The organism is Mycobacterium sp. (assembly GCF_044223235.1).
Lineage (GTDB): Bacteria > Actinomycetota > Actinomycetes > Mycobacteriales > Mycobacteriaceae > Mycobacterium.
The window spans coordinates 80,182-101,450 of sequence record NZ_JBGAME010000013.1 but is presented as its reverse complement, the minus strand read 5'-3'; the positions used below and the strand labels follow the sequence as shown (position 1 = coordinate 101,450).

The following is a 21,269-nucleotide window of genomic DNA, read 5'->3' as shown; positions in this document are numbered from 1 at the left end:
CCGCCTCACCGGTCGCCGCTCATCGCCAGCGCGATGAGTTCATCCGCGTTCATGTCGGCGATGTCCAGGTCAGCCACCGCAGGCGCGCGCGGTTCGCTCGGTGCGGGCAGGCCGATGGTGGCGGCCAGCCGCAGCGCGGTGTCGACCAGCCCGGACTGGCACAGCACGTCGAATGGCAAGCGCTGCAACAGATCTCGAATATGCGACTCGGCGTACTCGATCGCGGGCGCCTCCGCTGGCGCCGCGTCGGGCATGCTGTCCAGCATGTGCCCGGCCAGCGCGGCGGGGGTGGGGTGATCGAACACGGTCGTGACCGGGAAGGTCAGGCCGGTGGCGGCCTGCATCCGGTTGCGGAACTCCACCGCGCTGAGCGAGTCGAAGCCGAGCGACTTGAAACTCTGGTCGGCGGAAACGGTGGCGGCGTCCTCGTGACCGAGCACCGCGGCCGTGTGGCTCAGGACGAAGTCCAGGACCAGGCGTTCACGGTCGGCGGCGTTGCGGCCGGCTAGCAGGCTCGTCAGCGTGGACTGCCCGCCGGCCGGACCCGACGCAGCGGTGCGGCGGGCGGCGGCGGCGAAATTGGCCAGGATCGGCGGGACCGCCGCGCCGCGAATCGCCCGGAGGTCGACCCGCGCGGGGACGACCAGCGGGTGCCCGGTGTTCAGCGCCGCGTCGAACAGTGCGAGCCCGTCGGCGGTCGACATCGGCAGCGCGCCGCTGCGGGCGATGCGGCCCGTCTGGCGGGTTCCGGTGATGCCGGTGCGGTGTTCCCACAGGCCCCAGGCCAGCGAGGTCGCGGGCAGGCCGAGGTGGTGGCGGTGTTGCGCCAGGGCGTCGAGTGCGGAGTTGGCGGCGGCGTAGTTGGCCTGACCGGGCGCACCGAGCACCCCCGAGAGCGACGAGTACATCGCGAACACGGCCAGGTCGGAGTCCATCGTCAGCTCGTGCAGCGCGTATGCGCCGTCGACCTTGGTCCGCCACACCGCGTCCCACTGGTCGCCGGTGAGGTCGCCAAACAGCGCGTCGTCGACCACCCCTGCGGCGTGCACCACCGCGGTCAGCGGCTGGTCGGCCGGGATGTCGGCGAGCACCGCGGCCAGCGCCTGCCGGTCGGCGACGTCGCACGCCACGGCACGGACGTGCGCGCCGTGCCCCGCCAGCTCCGAGATCAGGTCGGGTGCCTCGCCGGTGCGGCTGAGCAGCAGCAGCTTCCGTGCCCCGTGTGAGACGACGAGGTGGCGGGCCAGCAGCGCGCCGAGGCCGCCGGTGCCGCCGGTGATCAGCACGGTGCCGTCCGGGTCGAGCGGGCGGGGGACGGTGAGCACCACCTTTCCGACGTGGCGGGCCTGCGACATGTACCGGTATGCCTCCGGCAGCCGGCGCACATCCCACGCCGCGACCGGCGCCGGGTCGATCGTGCCCTCGGCGAACATGCCCATCACCTCGGTGAGCATCTCGCCGAGTCGTTCGGCACCGACCTCGTGCAGTGTGAACGGCAGGTACGCGACGCCGGGGTGGTCGGCGGCGACCGACGCGGCGCTGCGCAGGTCGGTGCGGCCCATCTCGACGAACCGCCCGCCGTTGACCAGCAGCCGCAGGGACGCGTCGGTGAGCTCGTTGGCCAGCGAGTTGAGCACCATGTCCACGCCGCGGCCGCCGGTGACCGCGAGGAACCGCCGCTCGAACTCCGCGTCGCGGGAACTGGCGATGTGGTCGTCGGCCAATCCCATGGCCCGCAGCACCGGCCACTTCGCCGGGCTCGCGGTGGCGAAGACCTCAAGGCCCCACACCCTGGCCAGAGCGACCGCGGCCATGCCAACGCCTCCGGTCGCGGTGTGCACCAGGATCCGCTCGCCCTGCTGCACCGCGGCCAGATCGCGCAGCGCGTGATAGGCGGTGAGGAACGCCGCGGGTACCGAGGCGGCCCGGCTGAACGACCAGTCGTCGGGCATCCGCGCGAGCACCCGGTGGTCGGTGTCGACCGCCGAGCGGATGCCGGCGAACATGCCGAGCACCCGGTCCCCGGGCCGAAACGTCGTCACCTCGGCGCCAACGGCGGTGACGACACCGGCGGCTTCCCCGCCGAGCCGAGCCGACGGGTCGGGATACATGCCCAGCGCGATCAGCACGTCGCGGAAGTTGACGCCGACCGCGCGGACCGCGACACGGACGTCCGTGGGCGCCAGGTCGCCGAGCGGAGCGGGGTGGGCCGTCAAGTTGTCGGCGGTCAGGGTGCCCCGGCCTTCGGAGCCGATCTCCCATTCCGTGCCGGGTTCGACGGGGGTCAGCGCGCCGGCGTCGATGCGGGCCAGCCGCGGCACCCGCAGCACCCCGCGCCGCGACGCCACCTGCGGCTCGCCGGCGGCCAGTGCGGCGCGGGCGGCGGCGTCCGCGGCGGACCAGTCGTCGACATCGACCAGCAGCAGCTGCCCGGGGTGCTCGGCCTGAGCGCTGCGCAGCAGACCCCAGACGCCGGCATGTGCGAGGTCGGGGACCGCGTCGCCGCCGTCCACCGCGATCGCCCCGCGGGTGGCCACCGCGAATCGGGCCCCCCCGGCGAGCCGCTCGCGCACCTGCGAAACGATCGGCCAGACGCCGTCATCGCCGGTGCACCGCAGGATCTCCACCTGTTCGTCGGTGCTCGCCTCGACGAGTGGTGTCCAGTCCACGACGAACAGCGAGTCGTCGCTGCCGCCGCAGGGTCGCAGCATGGTCAGCGGGACACTGCGCAACGTGAGGGCGTTCACGTGGGCGACGGGGTTGCCCTGCGCATCGTCGAGCCGCACGGCGACGCGGTGGTCGCCGACGACGGTCAGCGTGACGCGCAGGCTGCGGGCGCCGACGGCGTGCACCGCGACGCTCTCCCACGCGAAGGGCAGCAGGACGTGTCCGTCCTGGACCGGCAGGTCCAGGTGCGCGGTGGCGTGCAGCGCGGCGTCGAGCAGCGCGGGGTGCAGCAGGAAATCTGCGGTTCCGGAGTCGCCCGCCGCGGGCAGTTCCACGTCGGCGAACACCTCGGCCCCGCGCCGCCAGGCCCGGCGCAGACCGCGGAACAGCGGACCATACAGATAGCCGCGCTCGGCGACACGCTCGTAGGTGCCGTCGATGTCGACGGGCACCGCCCCGACAGGAGGCCAAACCGGTTGCGTCCCAGCCGGATCGGGGGCGGCCGCGGTAAGCCGGCCGTCGGCGTGCATGGTCCACGCGGGCTGCGGGCCGTCCTCGGGGCGGGAGTGCACCGCGACGGTCCTGCCGTCGGGGCTCTGGGGGCCGACGGTGATGCGCACCGCGACGGCGCCCCGGTCCGGGACCACCAGCGGGGCGTGCAGCACCAGCTCGCGCAGGGTGCCGTCACCGCATTGGTCGCCCGCCCACAGCGCGCACTCGACCAGTGCGGCGCCGGGGACCAGCACGACGCCGCCGACGGTGTGGTCGGCCAGCCACGGGTGGCTGGCCAGGGAGAGCCGGCCGGTGTACTGCACACCGTCGGAGTCGGGCTGGTCGACGACGGCGCCCAGCAAGGGATGCGGGCAGCCGCGGACGCCCAGGCCTGCGGGGTCACCCGCCGACGCGGGCGGGTCGAGCCAGAACCGGCTGCGGGTGAAGGCGTAGCCGGGCAGGTCGATGTGGGTGGACGGACGGTCGCCCACCAGCGGCGCCCAGTCCACGGGCTGGCCGCCGACGTGCAGCGCGGCCAGTGCCTCGACGAAGGCCACCGGTTCGCTGCGGTCCTTGCGTTGCGCGGCGACGGCGCCGGGGACGGATTCGCGCAGCAGACCGGTGAGCGTCGCGCCGGGGCCGACCTCGACGAACCGGGCGGCCGGGTCGACCGCGAGCGCGGCGGCGACGGAGTCGGCGAACCGGACGGGGCGGCGGACGTGGCGGACCCAGTAGTCGGCATCTCCATACCCGCAGCCGTATCCGTCGCCTGCCAAGCGACCGTCGATGCCCGACACGATCGGCACCACCGCCGGTCGCGGGGTGACGGCGATGGCCGCCGCGAAGTCGTCGAGCATGGGGTCGATCAGCACCGAGTGGAAGGCGTGCGACACCGCCAGCCTGCTGGTCTGGCTGCCGCGTGCGGCGAGGGCGGCGGCCACCGCCAGCACCTCGGCCTCGACGCCGGACACCACCAGGGCCGCACGCCCGTTGACAGCGGCGATGTCGACGCCGGAGGTCAGTAGCGGCGCGACCTCGTCCTCGGGTGCGGCGATCGCGACCATCGCCCCGCCTTCCGGCAGGGCCGCCATCAGCCGGGCGCGGGCGGTGACCAGCGCGGCGGCGTCGTCCAGGGTGAGCACGCCGGCGACGTGGGCGGCGGCGATCTCGCCAAGTGAGTGACCCAGTACCAGGTCCGGGCGCACCCCGAACGATTCCAGCAGCGCGGCCAAGGCGACCTCGAATGCGAACAGCCCCGGCTGGGCGTATCGGGTCGAGTTCAGCGCGGCGGCGTCGTCACCCCAGAGCACCTCGCGCAGCGGGCGGGGCAGCCCGCGATCGCAGGCGTCCGCGGCGGCGTCGAACGCGGCGGCGAAGACGGGGAACGACGCGTACAGCTCCCTGCCCATGCCCAGGCGCTGGGCGCCTTGGCCGGAGAACACGAACACCGTGTTGGCCGGCGGCGCCGCCTGCCCGGTGAGCAGTCCGGGCGCGGGCTTGCCCGCGGCCAGCGCGGCAAGCCGGTCCACCTGGTCGGCATCCCTGCCGACCAGCACCGCCCGATGCTCGAAGAGCGACCGGCGGGCCAGGGCACTGGCGAGGTCGACCGGGTCGGTGTCGGCGGCGACCGGCCGCAGCCGATCGGCCTGGCCGGCCAGCGCCGCGGCGTTGCGCGCCGACAACTGCCAGACGACGACCGGCGGGCGCGTGCCGAGGCTCGGCTGATCGGCGATCGGCGCCTCTTCGAGGATCACGTGCACGTTGGTGCCGCTGATGCCGAACGAGGACACACCGGCGCGGCGCGGCTCGCCGGCCTGCGGCCACGGGCGGTTGGCCTGCAGCAGCCGGACCGGGGCGGCCGACCAGTCGACCTTGCGGGTCGGGGTGTCGGCGTGCAGGGTCGCGGGCAGCACCCCGCGGCGCATGGCCTCGACCATCTTGATCACCCCGGCCGCGCCGGCGGCCGCCTGGGTGTGGCCCAGGTTGGACTTCACCGACCCGATCCACAGCGGGCGCTCCCGGCCCGGGCCGTACACCGCCTGCAGCGCCTGCACCTCGATCGGGTCGCCCAGCGGGGTGCCGGTGCCGTGCGCCTCCACCGCGTCGATGTCGGCGGCGGTCAGGCCTGCGGCGTCGAGCGCGCGGCGGATCACCCGCTGCTGCGCCGGGCCGCTGGGCGCGGTGAGCCCGTTGGAGGCGCCGTCCTGATTCATCGCCGAACCGCGCACCAGGGCCAGGATCCGGTGGCCGTTGCGGCGGGCGTCCGACAGCCGCTCCAGCACGAGCATCGCGACGCCCTCGGCGGGACCGAAACCGTCGGAGTGGTCGGCGAAGGCCTTGCACCGGCCGTCGGGTGCGAGCCCGCGCAGGGCGGAGAACTCGACGAAAACCGACGGCGACGCCATGACGGTGACGCCGCCGGCCAGCGCCAGCGAGCACTCCCCCAGCCGCAGCGCCTGAACGCCCAGGTGCAGGGTGACCAACGACGAGGAGCAGGCAGTGTCGGCCGACACCGCAGGCCCCTCCAGGCCCAGCACGTAGGCGATCCGCCCAGAGGTGACGCTGGCGGAGTTGCCCTCCCCGACGAAACCCTGGAACTCCGGCGGGACCCGGTCGAAGAACCGGGCGCCGTAGTCGGCTCCCGACAGGCCCGCGTACACCCCGGTGTCGGTGCCCTTCAGCGTGTGCGGGTCGATGCCCGCGTGCTCCAGCGCCTCCCAGGTGACCTCGAGGAGGAGCCGCTGCTGCGGGTCCATGGAGATGGCCTCCCGCGGACTGATCCCGAAGAACGCCGCGTCGAACTGCGCCGGGTCGTCCAGGAATCCGCCTTCCCGGACGTAGCAGCGCCCGGCCACCCCCGGTTCGGGGTCGTACTCGACGTCCCAGCCCCGGTCGGTGGGGAATCCCGAGATGGTGTCGCGGCCCTGCTCGACGACGGACCACAGCTCGCCGGGGGTGGACACGCCACCGGGAAACCGGCAGCCGACGCCGACGATGGCGATGGGTTCGCCGGCCCGTTCGTCGGTCTCGGCCAGCCGGGTCCGGAGCGATTTGATCTCCCCGGCGGCCCGCTTCAGGTATGCCCGCAGGTCGTCCTCGGTCGACACGGTCGTCCTCCTCAGTTGCCGTCGATGAAGCTGAACAGTGCGCTGTCGTCGGCCGACTCCAGGTCGTCGACGCTGTCGTCGCCGCGCAGCGACTGCTCCAGTGCCCGCAACCGGCGCAGGACGGTGCTGCGGGTGCGGTCGTCGAACTCCGCCCCGGCACCGGCCTGGTGCACGGTGTTCACGGTGTTTTCTAAGCGGGCCAGCAGCGCCATCAGTTCGGCCGCGACAAGGTCGCCCACGTCGGGCTGGGGACCCAGCTGGGCGAGCATGTACTGGGCCAGCGCGTGGGGGCTGGGATGGTCGAACACGACGGTGGGCGACAGCTTGAGACCCGACGCGCTCTGCAGCCGGTTGCGGAACTCGACCGCGCTCAGCGAGTCGAAACCGAGCGACTTGAACGTCTCCTCCGGAGCGATCCGGCCGCCGCCGTCGTGTCCGAGCACGACCGCGGCTTGGGTGCGGACGAAGTCCAGCGTGATCCGTTCCTGTTCGACCGCGTTGCGCCCGGCGAGCTGGCTGGCGAGCCGAGACCGCTCGCCGCCGTCGTCGCCTGCCGCGGCTCGCCTGCGGCCGGCACGCACGAGCTGCCGGAACAAGTCGGGGACCGCGCCCGCGGCGCTCACCGCGGCCGGGTTGATCCGGGCGGGCACCAGCATCGCCTCCCCGGATTCGACGGCGGCGTCGAACAACGTCATACCGTCGTCGGAGGCGATCGGCAGGAATCCCAGGCGGTTCATCCTGGCGTTCTCTTTGCCGTCGATATGTCCGGTCATGCCCGTCTTCTGCTCCCACCAGCCCCAGGCCAGCGAGGTGCCCGGCAGGCCCGCGTGCCTGCGGTGCTGCGCCAGCGCGTCGAGGTAGGTGTTGGCCGCGGCGTAGTTGGCCTGTCCGGGTGAGCCCAGCACGCCGGCGGCCGAGGAGAACGACACGAACAGTGCCAGGTCGCGGTCGGCGGTGAGCTCGTGCAGGTTCCATGCCGCGTCGACCTTGGCGCGCAGCACCGCATCCCACTGCTCGGCGGTCAGGTCGGTGAACACACCGTCGCGCAGCAGGCCCGCCGCGTGCACGACGCCGGTGAGCGGGTGTTCGCCGGGGATACCCGCGAGCACGCCGGCCAGGGCGTCCCGGTCGGCCGCGTCGCACGCCACCACCCGGCACTGAGCACCAAGCTCCGCAAGCTCGGCGACAAGCCCGGATACGCCGTCGGCGTCCGGGCCGCTGCGCGAGATCAGCAGGAGTTCGCGCACCCCGTGACTGCTGACGAGATGCTTGGCCAGCAGCCCGCCCAGGACTCCGGTGCCACCGGTGATCAGCACCGTGCCGTCCGGGCTCAGCCGGTGATGCACCACCGGCACGTCGTCGGGTCCGGCCGCGTCGCGGTGGAACCGGGCCAGCCGGGCGGCCCGCAGTTCACCGCCGCGCAGCGCGAGCTGTGACTCCCCGCTGGCCACCACCTGCGCGACGGCGCCATCCAGCAGGGCCCAGTCGTCCACGTCGAGCAGCACCACCCGGCCGGGGTGCTCGGACTGGACCGCGCGAACCATGCCCCACACACCGGAGTGGGTGAGGTCGGCCACCGGGTCCGAATCGTCGACGGCCACCGCGCCGGAGGTCACCACGACCAGCCGGGCGTCGGCGGTGGCTTCGTCGGTCAGCCAGTCGCGGACCCGCTGGGCGACAGTCCAGAGCCGGTCGCGAACGGCGGCCCCATCGGCGGCGCCACCAGAGGCGGCATCCCCATTGGCGCACCGCAGCACCTGGGTCGGCGCCGTCATCGAGGGGTCAGCGCAGGGGTCATCGGTGATGTCCGCCCAGTCCACGATGCCGGACTCGGTGGGCACGGCGATCCAGTCGACCCGGAAGAGTGCCTCGTCGGCGATCGTGACCGCCTGCCGGTGCAGGGCGGCCGTCGAGATGCCGCGCATGGTCAGTGCGCCGACGGTGACCACCGGCTGCCCGAGCTGGTCATACAGATCCAGGGCGACGCGACGCTCACCCGGGGTGCCCGATTCGCTCCTGCTGATCCGGACCCGCACCCGCTGTGCGCCGACCGCGTGCACCGCGACCTGCTCCCAGGCGAACGGCAGCAACACCTCATCGGCTTCTGCGGCGACACCGAGGTAGCTGATGGCCTGCAGCGCCGCGTCGAGCAGTGCCGGGTGGACGGCGAAGCCGGACGCCTGTTCGCGCGCCTGCTCGGGCAGTTCAATCTCGGCGAACACCTCCCCGTCGCGGATCCACACCGCGCTGAGCCCCTGGAACACCGGGCCGTACTCGTAGCCCATCTCCAACGTGCGCTGGTAGGCGTCGGAAACGTCAACCGGATCCGCGCCGGCGGGCGGCCACTGCACCTCGGCCACGGCCGGTGCGGTCGGCGTGGTGGACAGCATGCCCTCGGCATGCAGGCTCCACACCCCGTCGACGGCGTCCTCGGCACGTGAGTGCACGGACACCGCCCGGCCGTCGTCGTCCGGCGCACCGACCACCACCTGCACCTGCACACCGCCGTGTTCGGGCACGATCAGCGGCGCGTGTAGTACCAGTTCCTTCGCGGTCGGGTGGCCGACGTAGTCCCCCGCGAACAGCGCGTACTCGATGAGCGCGGCGCCGGGCACCAGGACGACGCCGTCGACGGCGTGGTCGGCCAGCCACGGATGGGTGTGCAGGGACAGCCGTCCGGTGAAGGCCACTCCTCCGGAAGCGGGCTGCTCGACTGCCGCGCCGAGCAGCGGGTGGTCGCATTCGCGGACCCCCAGTGCGGCCGGGTCCGACTGGCCGCCCGCGGACGCGTCGAGCCAGAAACGGCGACGGGTGAACGCATAGGTGGGCAGTTCCACGCCTGCGCCGGTCCGTCCGATGTAGCCGGGCCAGTTCACCGCCACGCCCGCCGCGTGGGCTTCGGCGGCCGACTCCAGCAGCCGGGGCAGACCGCCGTCCTCCCGGCGCAGCGAGCCGCCGACGAACCAGCGGTCGTCATCGGAGGCCAGCGCCTCGCAGTTCTCGCTCATGCTGATGGCGAGCACGGGGTGCGGGCTGATCTCCAGGAACCGGCGGACGCCGTCCCGATAGGCGGCGCGCATCGCATCCTCGAAGCGCACGGTGTCGCGCAGGTTGCGGAACCAGTAGTCGGCGTCGAGCAGTTCGGGGCTGACCAGCTCGCCGCGCGCGGTGGAGTAGAACTCGGCGGTCGCCGTCGCGGCGGGGACGACCTCGCCGAGTCCGGCGCGCAGGTCGGCCTCGACCGCGTCGATCTGCGGGGAGTGGGAGGCGTAGTCGACCGGGATGCGCTTGACCCGCACCTCCTCGGCCTCGTAGGCGGCGAACATCTCGTCCAGCGCGTCGGCGGCCCCCGAAACCACGGTGGTGCCCGGGCTGTTCACGGCGGCGACGCCGAGGCGCTGCCCCCATCGGGCCAGCCGCTCACGGACCTGATCCTGCGGCAGCGGCACTGACACCATCCCGCCGGTGCCGGACAGGGCGCCGACCGCGCGGCTGCGCAGCACCACGATGCGGGCGGCCTCGCGCAGGCTCAGCACGCCGGCGAAGCACGCGGCCGCGACCTCGCCCTGGGAGTGCCCGATGACCACGTCCGGGGTGACCCCCAGCGATCGCCAGGTCTCGGCCAGCGCGATGAAGATCGAGAACAGGGCGGGCTGGACCACGTCCACTGCCTCCAGGCTGGCGGCACCCGGCTCCCCGCGGAGGACGGCGAGCAGATCCCAGTCGACGAATTCCGACAGTGCCGTCGCGCATGCGGTCAGGTGTTCGGCGAACACGGGTGACGTGGCGAGCAACTCGCGGCCCATGCCGACCCACTGGCTGCCCTGCCCGGGGAACACGAACGCGGTCTTGTCCCCGGCCGTCGCCTGCCCGGTGACCACCCCGGCGGCGGGCTCGCCTGCGGCCAGCGCGGCCAGCCGGTCCATCAGGGTGTCCCGGTCGGCGCCGAGGACGACGGCGCGATGCTCGAAGGCGGTGCGACGGGTCAGCGCGCCCGCGACTTCCGTCGGGTCCAGGCCGGGCTCGCGCTGGATCAGGTCGTGCAACCGGTCCGCCTGGGCGGCAAGCGCTTCGGGGCTGCGCGCCGACAGCAGCCACGGCACCACGGCGATCGGGGCGATCGGTTCCTGCGTGACCGGTGCGGGTTCATCGGGGTCATCGTGGGGGGCCTGCTCGATGATGGTGTGCGCGTTGGTTCCTGAGATGCCGAAGGAGGAGACGCCGGCGCGGCGCGGATGCTCGGTTTGCGGCCACGGGCGCGGCTCGCGCAGCACCTCGACGGCGCCCGCCGTCCAGTCGATCTGTGCGCTGGGGTTTTCCGCGTGCAGGGTCGCGGGCAGCACGCCGCGGCGCATCGCCTCGATCATCTTGATCACCCCGGCCATCCCGGCGGCGGCCTGGGTGTGTCCGATGTTCGATTTCACGGAGCCGAGCCACAGCGGCTCGCCGTCGCGGCCCTGGCCGTAGGTGGCGAGCAGCGCCTGGGCCTCGATCGAGTCGCCGAGCGGGGTGCCGGTGCCGTGCGCCTCGACGGCGTCGACGCCGCTGGGGTCAATGCCGGCATCGTCCAGTGCGGCCCGGATGACCCGCTGCTGGGCGGGTCCGCTCGGCGCGGTCAGCCCGTTGGACGCGCCGTCCTGATTGACCGCGGTACCGCGGATGAGCGCGAGGATCCGGCGGCCGTTGCGGCGCGCGTCGGACAGCCGCTCCAGCACCAGCACCCCGGCCCCCTCGGCGGGGGCGAACCCGTCGGCCTCGGCGGAGAAGGGTTTGCAGCGGCCGTCCGCGGCCAGGCCGCGCAGCTGGCAGAACCCGACGAAGATGTTGGGCAGCGAGATCACCGTGACCCCGCCGACCAGAGTCAGCGAGCACTCACCCGAGCGCAGTGCGCGCACCCCCAGGTGCAGCGTGACCAGCGACGAGGAGCAGGCGGTGTCCACCGACACCGCGGGTCCGTCCAGGCCGAGGGTGTAGGCGACGCGGCCCGCGGCGACGCTTGAGGTGGTGCCGGTGATCAGGTGCCCGGCGTAGCCCTCGCGCTCCTGGTACACCCGCGGTCCGTAGTCGTCGTGCATGATGCCGGTGTAGACGCCGGTGGTCGACCCCTTGAGGGTGCGCGGGTCGATGCCCGCGTGTTCCAGCGCCTCCCAGCTGACCTCGAGCAGCAGCCGCTGCTGCGGGTCCATTGCGGTGGCCTCGCGCGGGCTGATCCCGAAGAATGCCGCATCGAATTCCGTTGCATCCTCGAGGAATCCGCCGTTACGCACGTACGTCTTGCCGGCCTTGCCGATCGCGCCCTCGGTGGGGTCATACAGGCCGTCGAGATCCCATCCGCGGTCGGTGGGCAGTCCGCTGATCACATCGCGGCGCTCATCGGCCACCCTCCACAGCTCGTCGGGGCCCGTGATCCCGCCCGGGTAGCGGCATCCGATGCCGACGACGGCGATCGGCTCCGCGGCGCGGTCCTGCACCTCGGCCAGCTGGCCGCGCAGAGCCTTGATCTCGCCTGCGGCCCTCTTCAGATAGGCGCGCAGGTCTTGCTCATTCGACATGTCGGTCCCCTTCGATCAGTGGCTGGCGCCGGCGACGGGCGCGGCGGGTGCTGTCAATGGCAGTGGTTCGGTGGTGCGGCGCAGGTCGAACCAGGCGCGCTTGGGTCCGCGGGTTCGGCGCCAGTAGGTCACGCTGGATCCCGGCCAGGCCTGCCGGTTCTGCCCGCTGCGGTCGAGGAACCAGCTGTCGCAGCCGCCGGTGTTCCACACCGATTTCGCCAGCCGGGCATGCAGCTTCTCGTTGAACTCGTGCTCCACGTCGGCGCGGATCTCCAGCCGGGTCGCGCCCTCGGCGCGCATCATCTCCACGCAGGCGGCGATGTAGTGCGCCTGCGCCTCGATCACGAACAGGATGGACTGGCTGCCGCCGCCGGAATTCGGGCCCATCATCAGGAAGAAGTTGGGGAAGCCGGCGACGGTGGTGCCCAGATGGGCGCGCATCCCGCCGATCCAGGCCTGCTGGATGGTCCGCCCGCCGGTGCCGGTGACCCGTTCCTCGGCGAGCCGGTTGTCGGTTTCGAATCCGGTTGCGAGCACGACCACATCGGCCTCGTGCAGGGTGCCGTCGGCCGTGCGGAAGCCCGACGGTTCGAACGTGCTGATCGGCGAGTCGACCAACTCCACGTTGTCGCGCTGCAGCGCAGGATAGAAGGTGCTGGTGAGCAGCATGCGCTTGCAGCCCACCGTGTAGTCCGGGGTCAGCTTGGCTCGCAGCTGCGGGTCCCGAACCTGAGCGTGAAGGTGCTTGAGCGACATCCACTTCAGGATCGGCAACAGTGCCGGATGCATGAACAGGACGATGGCGGCCTCATGGCTCCAGTACGCGCCGTAGCGGTAAACCCGTTGGGTGAACGGAAGTTTGGCGAACAACCAGCGCTCGATCCGGTTCAGCTCACGATCGGGCCGGGGCAGCGCCCATTGCGGCGTGCGCTGCACCACTGTCACCTTCTCGGCGATCTCGGCGGCCTCCGGGACGATCTGCACCGAGCTGGCCCCGGTGCCCACCACCGCGACCCGCTTTCCGGTCAGATCCAGTTCGGGGTCCCACCGGGCGGAGTGCAGCACCCGACCCTCGTAGGCGGCTATGTTGTCGAAGTCGGGGATCTTGGGGTTATGCAGCGCACCGATTCCGGCGATCACCACCCGCGGACGGAGGATGTCGCCGTCGGCGGTCTCGAGGTGCCAGCGGTCGGTGTCGTCGTCATAGGTGTAGGAGCGCACCTCGATGCCGAAGCGGGTTCGCGCGGCCAGCCCGAACCGGTCGAAGACTCCCTCGATGTAGGCCCTGATCTCGGGTTGCCCAGCGTAGGTGCGGGTCCAGTTGCGATGCGGGGCAAAGGAATACGAGTACATCAGGGACATGACGTCGCAGGCGCAGCCCGGGTAGGTGTTGTACCGCCAGGTGCCGCCGACGCCGTCGGCCTTCTCCAGGATGACGAAGTCGTCGATCCCGAGCTTGCGCAGGTTCACGGCCGCGGCGATGCCCGCCAGGCCGGCACCGACGATGACGATGTCGGCGGCTTGGACGAGCGGGTCGTTCTTGGGCACGGTGTGCTCCTCGGGTGGGATGGGTGGGGGGGGATGGGTGGGATGGGTGGGAGGCCAGCGGGGTGGGGGGTGGGGGGCCAGCGGGTGGGATGGGTGGGGGGCCAGTGGGGATCAGTTCGGGGAGTCGGAGAAGCACGCCGGGACGGGGTCCGGGACGACGACGGTGAACGGTCCGGGGACGGCGGACAGGTGGTAGCCGGTGTGCGGGCCGGTCGCCAGCTCGCCGTCGTGCTCGAGCTTCATCGGGGCGCCGTCGAGCCGTTCGAGGCTGATCTCGCGGCCGCGGCCGTAGTGCACGCCGTCGAGGCCGGCCAGGGTGCCCGCCAGGGCGGCGGGGCCGAACACCTCCAGCGGGATGGCCGCGTCGACGACGCACACATCCAGCAGACCGTCGTCGAGCACCGAATCCGGCAGCAGTTTGAGCATTCCGCCGCGGTAGCGCACCCCGCCGACCACCGCCATCACGGCGGCGCACTCGCAGAGCACGCGACCGTCGACGGAGACCCGGCTCGGATAGGGCGTGTAGTCGGCGAGCACCTGGACGGCGGCGTTGAACAGCTTCTCCCGGCCGGTGCCCGGCATCGTCGCGACCAGCTCAAGGCACTCCGGGATCATTCCCGCGGAGACGCCGAGCAGGGTGGCGGTGTCCAGTTCGGCCAGATGCAGCAGGTCCATCGGACGCACCGAGTAACGGCGCTCACCGAACACCGCGCCGACGACCTGCGCCCACGGCAGGTCGTCCCACAACCCGAGATAGTTCGAGTTGCCGGTGCCTGCGGGCGCGATCAGCAGCGGCGGCGCCCCCGGACCCACCAGCGCAAGGCCGCGGGCCACCTCGCCTGCGGTCCCGTCGCCGCCGACCGACACCACAATGTCCGGGATGTCGGGGCCCGCTGCCGCGACCGCGTCGGCGGTGCACCGGGCGCCGTCGCCCGGAGCTTCAGTGCGCATCAGCTCCAGCTCGACACCCGTGTCCTTCAGAAGGCCGACGTACTCCTCCGTCGGGCCACCTGCCGCCTCGTTGATCACTGCCAGTACTCGCATCGGATGCACGACCACGCCGCCTTCGGTTGAGTTGCGCTTGAGTTGTCTTATGCCCGAAGTGAATTCGGGATCAGGTTGGTGACTCGCAGCAGGTTCCACGCCAGCGACGGAGTCAGCCTGCCTTCGAAGGCCAGATAGTCCGGGGTGCGGTACCCGGGATCCCACTTGAGCTTGTAGTCGAGCTGGCCGTGGGCCGGGTAGATCGCGTCCCCCTTCTCCGCCAGCAGCCGCATCGCCGCGTCGACGGGCTTGCTGGCCGTGGTCATCCGGTGCTCGGGTCCCAGGCCGGTGAACGGGGTGAAGCCGAAGTGCAGCCACGGTGATCCCTCGTCCCGAAACCGTTCGAGAGCAAATAGATTCGTCAGTTCCATCACTCCGGGTGTCGGGCCGGGTACCCGCCGGCTCAGGTCGTGCAGCCAGCCCGGCCGCGACCCGTAGACCGGGGAGTAGGAGATGTAAGCGATCGGCTCATCGGCCATCGTCGCGACGAACAGCCGGCGTAGCGGTTGGGCCGGGCCGCCCACTTCGCCGATCATGAACGCCATCTCCCTCGCGAACTTGCCCTTGCCGCGCAGCCAGCGGCGGTCGATCCGGTCGAGGGCATCGGCGTGGCCCGCCGGGTCCACCTCGGCCGGGGTGACCCCGAGCCGTTTGGCGCGCGCAATCTTGTTGCGCAGCTTGACGAATTTCTTGCCGCGCAGCGTGAAAGCCGCGAGATCGACGGCGTAGGACATGCCGAACTGGTTCACGGTGAATCCCTGCCCGGCGTAGAGCGGGGCGTCGGATTCGGGCACCTGAACGGCCAGGACCCGCCGGCCCTGCCGCCGTGCGGCCTCGCGGAATCGCCGCAGCAGCTCCGGGCGGTCCGCCGCCGCGGCGACCGGGCCGCCGAACTGGATCCAGCAGCGGCCGGCCTCGCGGTAGAACACCACACCGTCGACACCCGGGTCGGTGTAGCGCCGGTTGCCTTGGTTGAGGGCCAGAAAGCCGCTCGGGTTGTCGCAGTGGGCGCGCAGCGTCTCGACCGCGTGGTCGAGCTCGAGCGCAGGCATCTGCCCGGTCATCGGTCCGTCCTTTCCGCACCAGCGAGGTCGACACCCTCGAGAAGGGCCACCAGCCGGCCCCGCACGAACTCGACCAACTCCGCGGGGGTCGCGTAGTCGAACGCCACGGCCACCGGCATTCGGATGCCTGTGGCGGCGGTCAGCCCGTTGCGGAAGTCGACGGCGGTCAGCGAGTCGAATCCGAGGTCCTCGAACCGGGCCATCGGGTCGATGTCGGTGGCGTCGGGGTAGCCCAGCGCGGCTGCGAGTTCCTCGTACACCACCTCGCGCACCCGCTCGACCCGGTTGGCTTCGCTCAGCGCGCTCAGTTCGGTGAGTAGGTCCGGTTCGTCCTCGGCCGGGCGGGGTGCCGGCCCGACGGCCGGGCAAAGCCCGCGCAGCAGCGTCGGGCCGTCGCCCCTGGCGGCGTGCTCGGCGAGCACGGCCGTGTCGAGGTCGGCGGCAACCGGGTTCGCGCGGCCGTCGGCGAGGACGGCGGCCAACCGGTCGATCGCCGCCTGCTCGGTCAGTGGCCGCACGCCCGACCGGGTCAGGCGGGCCACGGCATCGTCGCCGAGTCGCGCCGTCATCCCCGCGGTGGCATCCCACGGGCCCCAGGCGACGGACTGGGCGGCCAGGTTCAGCGCCCGGCGATGCTCGGCCAGGCCGTCGAGGAAGGCGTTTGCCGCGGCGTAGTTCGCCTGCCCCGGTGAGCCGACCACGGCGGCCAGCGAGGAGCACATCAGGAACATCGCGAGGTCGTGGTCCCGGGTCAGCTGATGCAGGTGCCACGCGGCTGCGGCCTTCGCGCGCAGCACCTTGTCGAGCCGCTCTCTGGTGAGGTTGGCGAACGCGGCGTCGGCCAGGACACCCGCGGCGTGCACGACCCCGCGCAGCGGCGCGTCGGCCGGGATGGACTCGATCACGGCGGCGAGCGCGTCTCGATCGGCGACGTCGCAGGCCACCACCTCGACCTTGGCGCCCAACCCGCACAGGTCCGCGGCATCGCCACCGGAGCGGCTGACCAGCAGGAGCCGGGTGGCGCCGTGCTCGGTGACCAGATGCCTGGCGACGGCCTTGCCGACGCGGCCGGTGCCACCGGTCACCAGCACGGTGCCGCCGGCCAGGTCCAGCGGGCCGGCCGGCCGGTCGATCGAGGTGGGCTGCGAGACCACCAGCCGGGAGGCGTACGCCTGGCCACCGCGGACGGCCAGTTGATCCTCGCCCGTCCCCGCCAGCGCATCCAGCCGCTCGGGCGGGGTGCCGGTGTCGGTGTCGACGAGGACGATGCGACCGGGGTGCTCGCTCTGCGCCGAACGCAGCAGACCCCGCAGCGCGGCCGCGGCCGGGTCGACCCGGTTGCCGCCGACGGAGACGGCGTCACGGGTGACGACGGCCAGCGGCGTGCTCCGCTCGCGCACGTGGGCGTGGACGTCCTGCACCGCCCGGTGCAGCCGGTCGGGCAACGACTCGACCCGGCCGTCCCAGGGTTGCAGGTAGGTGAGCACGGTGGGTGCAACGACGGTCTGCGCGCCGGCCTGCGCGCCGGCGGGCAGCGCACTCCATTCGACGTGGTGCAGCGCCGTCTGCTGCCCTGACCCGAACGTGGTCGGGTCGACCGGCCGCAGGGTCAGCCCGCCGATCCGGCCGATCAGGCCGCCGTCACCGTCGGTGAGGGTGACCGACACCCGGTGCTTGCCGTCTGCGGTGATCCGCACCCGGGCCCGGTCGGCACGGGTACGAGCCATCCACACCCGCTCCCAGGCGAACGGCAGCAGGACGGTCCCTGGCGCCAATTCGGCGCCGAGGTGGGCCACCGCCTGCAGCGCCGCGTCCAGCAGCGCCGGATGCACCGCGAACGACCCGGCCTGGTGGCGGGCCACGTCGGGCAACTCGACCTCGGCCAGCACCTCGCCATCGGCGCGCCAGGCCGCGGTCAGCCCCCGGAAGGCGGGGCCGTAGTGGTAGCCGAGGGTGGCCACCCGGTCGTACACGTTGGCAAGATCGACGGATTCGGCGTGCCCGACCGACCAGAGGCGGTGCGCGTCGGCAGGCGCGGCGGCGACGACGCTGCCGTCGGCGTGCCGGGTCCACGCTGTGTTCGCATACTCGGGGTTCGCATACCCGGGGTTCGAATAGTCGGGGTTCGAATCCTCGGGCCGGGAGAACACCGCCACCGGACGGCCGTCGTTCTCGGCACCGATCACCACCTGCACGGTGATCCCGCCCTCGGCGGGGAGCACCAGCGGAGCCTGCAGCACCAAGTCGCGGATCTCGTCGAAGCCGATCCGCGCCCCGGCGGTCAAAACCCAGTCGACGAGCGCGGCGCCGGGAACCACGACCGTGCCGCCGATGGCATGGTCGGCAAGCCACGGGTGGGTGGCCAGCGCCATCCGGCCGGTCAGCACCACCCCGCCGGACGTCGGGTCGGGGAGGGCGGCGGTCAGCATCGGGTGGTCGGTGGGCTGCGCACCGAAGGCCCGGGCGTCGCCGGCTCCCGGCACGGGTTCCAGCCAGAATCGCTTGTGCGCGAACGGATATGACGGCAGGTCGAGGTCCGGCACCGGGCCGTTGCCCAGCAGCGGCGACCAGTCCACCGTGCCGCCCACGACGTATCGGGCGGCAAGGGCTTCGACCAGCGAGCGCACCTCTGGGCTTGTGCTCCTCGCGTGCGCGGTTTGATCTGTGCTCCTCGCGTGCGCGGTGTCTTGATTTGTGCTCCTCGCGTGCGCGGTATCGTCGCCACCCGACAGCGGGATCGCGGTGGCGGCCGCGTTCCGCAGCAGCCCGGTCAGTGCCGTGCCCGGTCCCACCTCGATGAATACCGCATCGGGGTGCGCAGCGAGCACGGTGGTGACCGAGTCGGCGAACCGAACGGCCTTGCGGGCGTGGCGAACCCAGTAGCCGGGCCCCGCGTAGCCCGAGGTGACCAGTCGCCCGTCGAGGTTGGAGACGATCGGAAGCACCGGATCCATCGTGGTGATGGACTCCGCCACCCGGCCAAGTTCGGCGAGCACGGGCTCCATCAGCCCGGAGTGGAACGCATGGGACACCGGGAGACGTTTGATCCGCTTCCCGCGCGAGGCCATGGCGTCCGCGACGGCGAGCACCTCGGCCTCCGGGCCGGAGACCACCACCGACTCCGGGCCGTTGACGGCGGCGAGACTCACCCCGTCGGTCAGCAGCGGCGCTACCTCGTCGCCCGCGGCGGCGATCGCCACCATGGCGCCGCCCCGCGGCAGCGCCGACATGAGCCGGGCCCGGGCGGTGATCAGCGCGGCGGCATCGGCCAGGCTCAGTGCGCCCGCGACGTGGGCGGCGGTGAGCTCGCCCAGCGAATGGCCGAAGACGATGTCGGGGCGCACCCCGAACGACCCGAGCAGCGCGGTGAGCCCGACTTCCACGGCGAATAGCGCAGGCTGGGCGTAGAGCGTGTCGTCGAGTGCGCCGGAGTCGTTGCCCCAGAGCACATCTCGCAACGGACGGGGCAGGCCCGCGTCACAGGCCGCGGCGGCGGCGTCGAAAGCCTCGGCGAAGACCGGGAACGCCGCGTGCAATGCGCGACCCATCCCGATCCGCTGGGCCCCCTGACCCGGGTACACGAAGACAGTCCGCCCGGCGGCGGCGGCCCGCCCACACGCCACGCCGCGGTCCCCGTTGGCCAGCGCAGCCAGGCCTCGGTCGAGTTCCCCCCGGTCGGCCCCGACGATCACTGCCCGGTGCTCGAACACCGTGCGGCGGGCCAGCACCCTGGCCACGTCGGCGACGGCCAGGTCGGTACGTTTCGCGAGAGCCGCGCGCAGGTCGCGGGCGCGCTCGGTGAGCGTGTCCGGCGAGCGCGCCGACAGCACCCACGGCAGCGCCGGAGCTTGAGCGGGTTCGCCGGCCAGCGCGGGGGGCGCCTCCTCGAGGATGAGGTGCGCGTTGGTGCCGCTGATGCCGAACGACGACACCGCGGCTCGCCGCGGGCGGCCCGGATCGACCCACTCCCGGGACTGCCGCAGCAGCCGCACCGACCCTGCGGTCCAATCGACTTGGCTGGTGGGTGCGTCGACGTGCAGGGTCGCCGGCATGATTCGGTGGCGCAGCGCGCCGATCGCCTTGATCACCCCGGCCGCGCCCGCAGCAGCCTGGGTGTGGCCCAGATTCGATTTGACCGACCCCAACCAGGCCGGTTCCGTGCGGCTCTGGCCGTAGGTGGCCAGCAGCGCGTTGGCCTCGATCGGGTCGCCCAGCGGAGTGCCGGTGCCATGCGCCTCGATCAGATCCACCCCGGAGCCGATGACGCCCGCATCCGCCCACGCGGCGCGGATCACCTTGCGCTGAGCGGATCCGCTTGGCGCGGTGAGCCCGTTGGAGGCGCCGTCGGAGTTGACCGCCGATCCGCGCACGACGGCCAGCACCCGGTGTTCGTTGGCGCGCGCGTCGGACAGCCGTTCCAGCACGAGCATGCCCGCGCCCTCGGCGGCGCCGAATCCGTCGGCCCGCTGCGCGAACGCCTTGCACCGTCCGTCGGGCGCAAGCCCGCGCAGCGCCGAGAACTCGACAAAGGCTGCCGGGGTTGCCATTACGGTCACCCCGCCGGCCAGCGCCAGTGAGCACTCCCCTGCCCGCAGCGCGCGCACACCCAGGTGCAGGGTGACCAATGAGGACGAGCACGCGGTATCCACCGACAGTGCCGGACCGCGCAGGCCGAGCACGTAGGCCACCCGGCCGGACAGCACGCTGATCGAGTTGCCCTCACCGATGTGCCCGCGGTATCCGGGCGGGCACCGGTCGCCGAACCGCCACGCATAGTCGGCGCTGCACACGCCGGCGAACACGCCGGTTTCGGTGTCGCGCAACGACCGTGGGTCGATGCCCGCGTGTTCCAGCGCCTCCCAGCACACCTCCAGCAGCACGCGCTGCTGTGGGTCCATCGCGGCGGCCTCGCGCGGGCTGATGCCGAAGAACGCCGCGTCGAATCCGGGTGCGTCGGCGAGGAATCCGCCGTCGCGGACGTAGGAGCGTTCGGGCGTGCCGGGTCGGGGGTCGAAGATGGCGCCGAGATTCCAGCCGCGGTCGTCGGGGAATCCGGAGACGGTGTCGCGACCATGCGCAACCACGTCCCATAGTTGCTCAGCGGACGACACCCCACCGGGGAACCGGCAGCCGATGCCCACCACCGCGATCGGCTCCCGACCGCGGGCCTCGGCGTGCGCGAGTTTCGTTTGCAGCGAACGGTTCTCGGCCAACGCGCTGCGCAGCGCGGCGACCAGGCGTTCGTCGGTGGCGGTCATGAACTTCCCTCCCTAGACCACGCGGTCGACGGCGGGGGCCGCGCCTGCGTGTTTGATCGCCTTCCAGTTCGCATGGCCGTAGTCGAAGGCTGCGTAGTCGGCGATGAACCGTTCGAACGCCGGATGCGTGACGGGGTCGAACGCCAGCCCGAACGGCTTCGGGTAGTTGTTGAACATCGCCCTGTCCACGCAGAGGTGGGTGGGGATGCCCAGCAGCGCCCACTGGAATCCGAAGACCTGGATGAAGGCGATGATCACCAGCCCCTGGGTGACGGCGCTGTGCAGCACGTTGTAGAGCACGTAGTAGGTCTTGGCGATCTGGCCGTCGGGGCTGCGGTGAAAGGCCAGCAGACCGGGGACGGTGCCGATCAGGTCGATGTAGGCGAACAGCGCGATCGCGAGCCAGAAGTTCAACGTGTCCCAGTTCGCGATCATCAGCCACAGGCACGCCAGGAATCCGAGGGCGTACTCGGCCCTGGCGTTGAGCGCCGTGTATTTGGTGAAGAAGCGGTTGACGGTGTCCATCCCGGTGCATCC

Annotated in this window: 7 protein-coding genes; all 7 read right to left on the bottom strand. The window is 72.3% G+C overall.

Annotation, left to right across the window (positions count from 1 at the left end; all coding sequences use genetic code 11):
• Positions 1-5: 5 nt before the first annotated feature.
• Positions 6-6,266: a type I polyketide synthase gene (locus ADBZ6K_RS16640; RefSeq protein WP_526348614.1), complete on the bottom strand. Its 6,261-nt coding sequence runs from the start codon at positions 6,264-6,266 to the stop codon at positions 6-8.
• An 11-nt stretch (positions 6,267-6,277) separates the two neighbouring features.
• Positions 6,278-11,818, bottom strand: coding sequence for a type I polyketide synthase (locus ADBZ6K_RS16635; RefSeq protein ID WP_526348612.1), 5,541 nt, complete (start codon positions 11,816-11,818; stop codon positions 6,278-6,280).
• A 15-nt stretch (positions 11,819-11,833) separates the two neighbouring features.
• The gene (locus tag ADBZ6K_RS16630; RefSeq protein ID WP_526348610.1) at positions 11,834-13,366 is read right to left on the bottom strand and encodes a flavin-containing monooxygenase; all 1,533 of its coding nucleotides are present in this window, start codon (positions 13,364-13,366) and stop codon (positions 11,834-11,836) included.
• 111 nt (positions 13,367-13,477) lie between these two features.
• Positions 13,478-14,410 carry a diacylglycerol/lipid kinase family protein gene (locus ADBZ6K_RS16625; protein WP_526348656.1) on the bottom strand — a complete coding sequence of 311 codons (933 nt, stop codon included), beginning with the start codon at positions 14,408-14,410 and terminating at the stop codon, positions 13,478-13,480.
• A 47-nt stretch (positions 14,411-14,457) separates the two neighbouring features.
• Positions 14,458-15,474 carry a phosphatidylglycerol lysyltransferase domain-containing protein gene (locus ADBZ6K_RS16620; protein WP_526348608.1) on the bottom strand — a complete coding sequence of 339 codons (1,017 nt, stop codon included), beginning with the start codon at positions 15,472-15,474 and terminating at the stop codon, positions 14,458-14,460.
• Positions 15,471-20,732 carry a type I polyketide synthase gene (locus tag ADBZ6K_RS16615; protein WP_526348606.1) on the bottom strand — a complete coding sequence of 1,754 codons (5,262 nt, stop codon included), beginning with the start codon at positions 20,730-20,732 and terminating at the stop codon, positions 15,471-15,473. The genes ADBZ6K_RS16620 and ADBZ6K_RS16615 overlap by 4 nt, the downstream gene beginning before the upstream one ends.
• 12 nt (positions 20,733-20,744) lie before the next feature.
• Entirely contained in the window at positions 20,745-21,257 is a 513-nt protein-coding gene (locus ADBZ6K_RS16610) for a hypothetical protein (protein WP_526348604.1), read from the bottom strand.
• Between the last annotated feature and the right edge of the window lie 12 nt (positions 21,258-21,269).

What these genes read in the sequence shown, in the direction of transcription:
- ADBZ6K_RS16625 (WP_526348656.1), bottom strand. Translation starts at nt 14,410, where the DNA reads ATGCGAGTACTGGCAGTGATCAACGAGGCGGCAGGTGGCCCGACGGAG.
- ADBZ6K_RS16635 (WP_526348612.1), bottom strand. Translation starts at nt 11,818, where the DNA reads ATGTCGAATGAGCAAGACCTGCGCGCCTATCTGAAGAGGGCCGCAGGC.
- ADBZ6K_RS16610 (WP_526348604.1), bottom strand. Translation starts at nt 21,257, where the DNA reads ATGGACACCGTCAACCGCTTCTTCACCAAATACACGGCGCTCAACGCC.
- ADBZ6K_RS16615 (WP_526348606.1), bottom strand. Translation starts at nt 20,732, where the DNA reads ATGACCGCCACCGACGAACGCCTGGTCGCCGCGCTGCGCAGCGCGTTG.
- ADBZ6K_RS16620 (WP_526348608.1), bottom strand. Translation starts at nt 15,474, where the DNA reads ATGACCGGGCAGATGCCTGCGCTCGAGCTCGACCACGCGGTCGAGACG.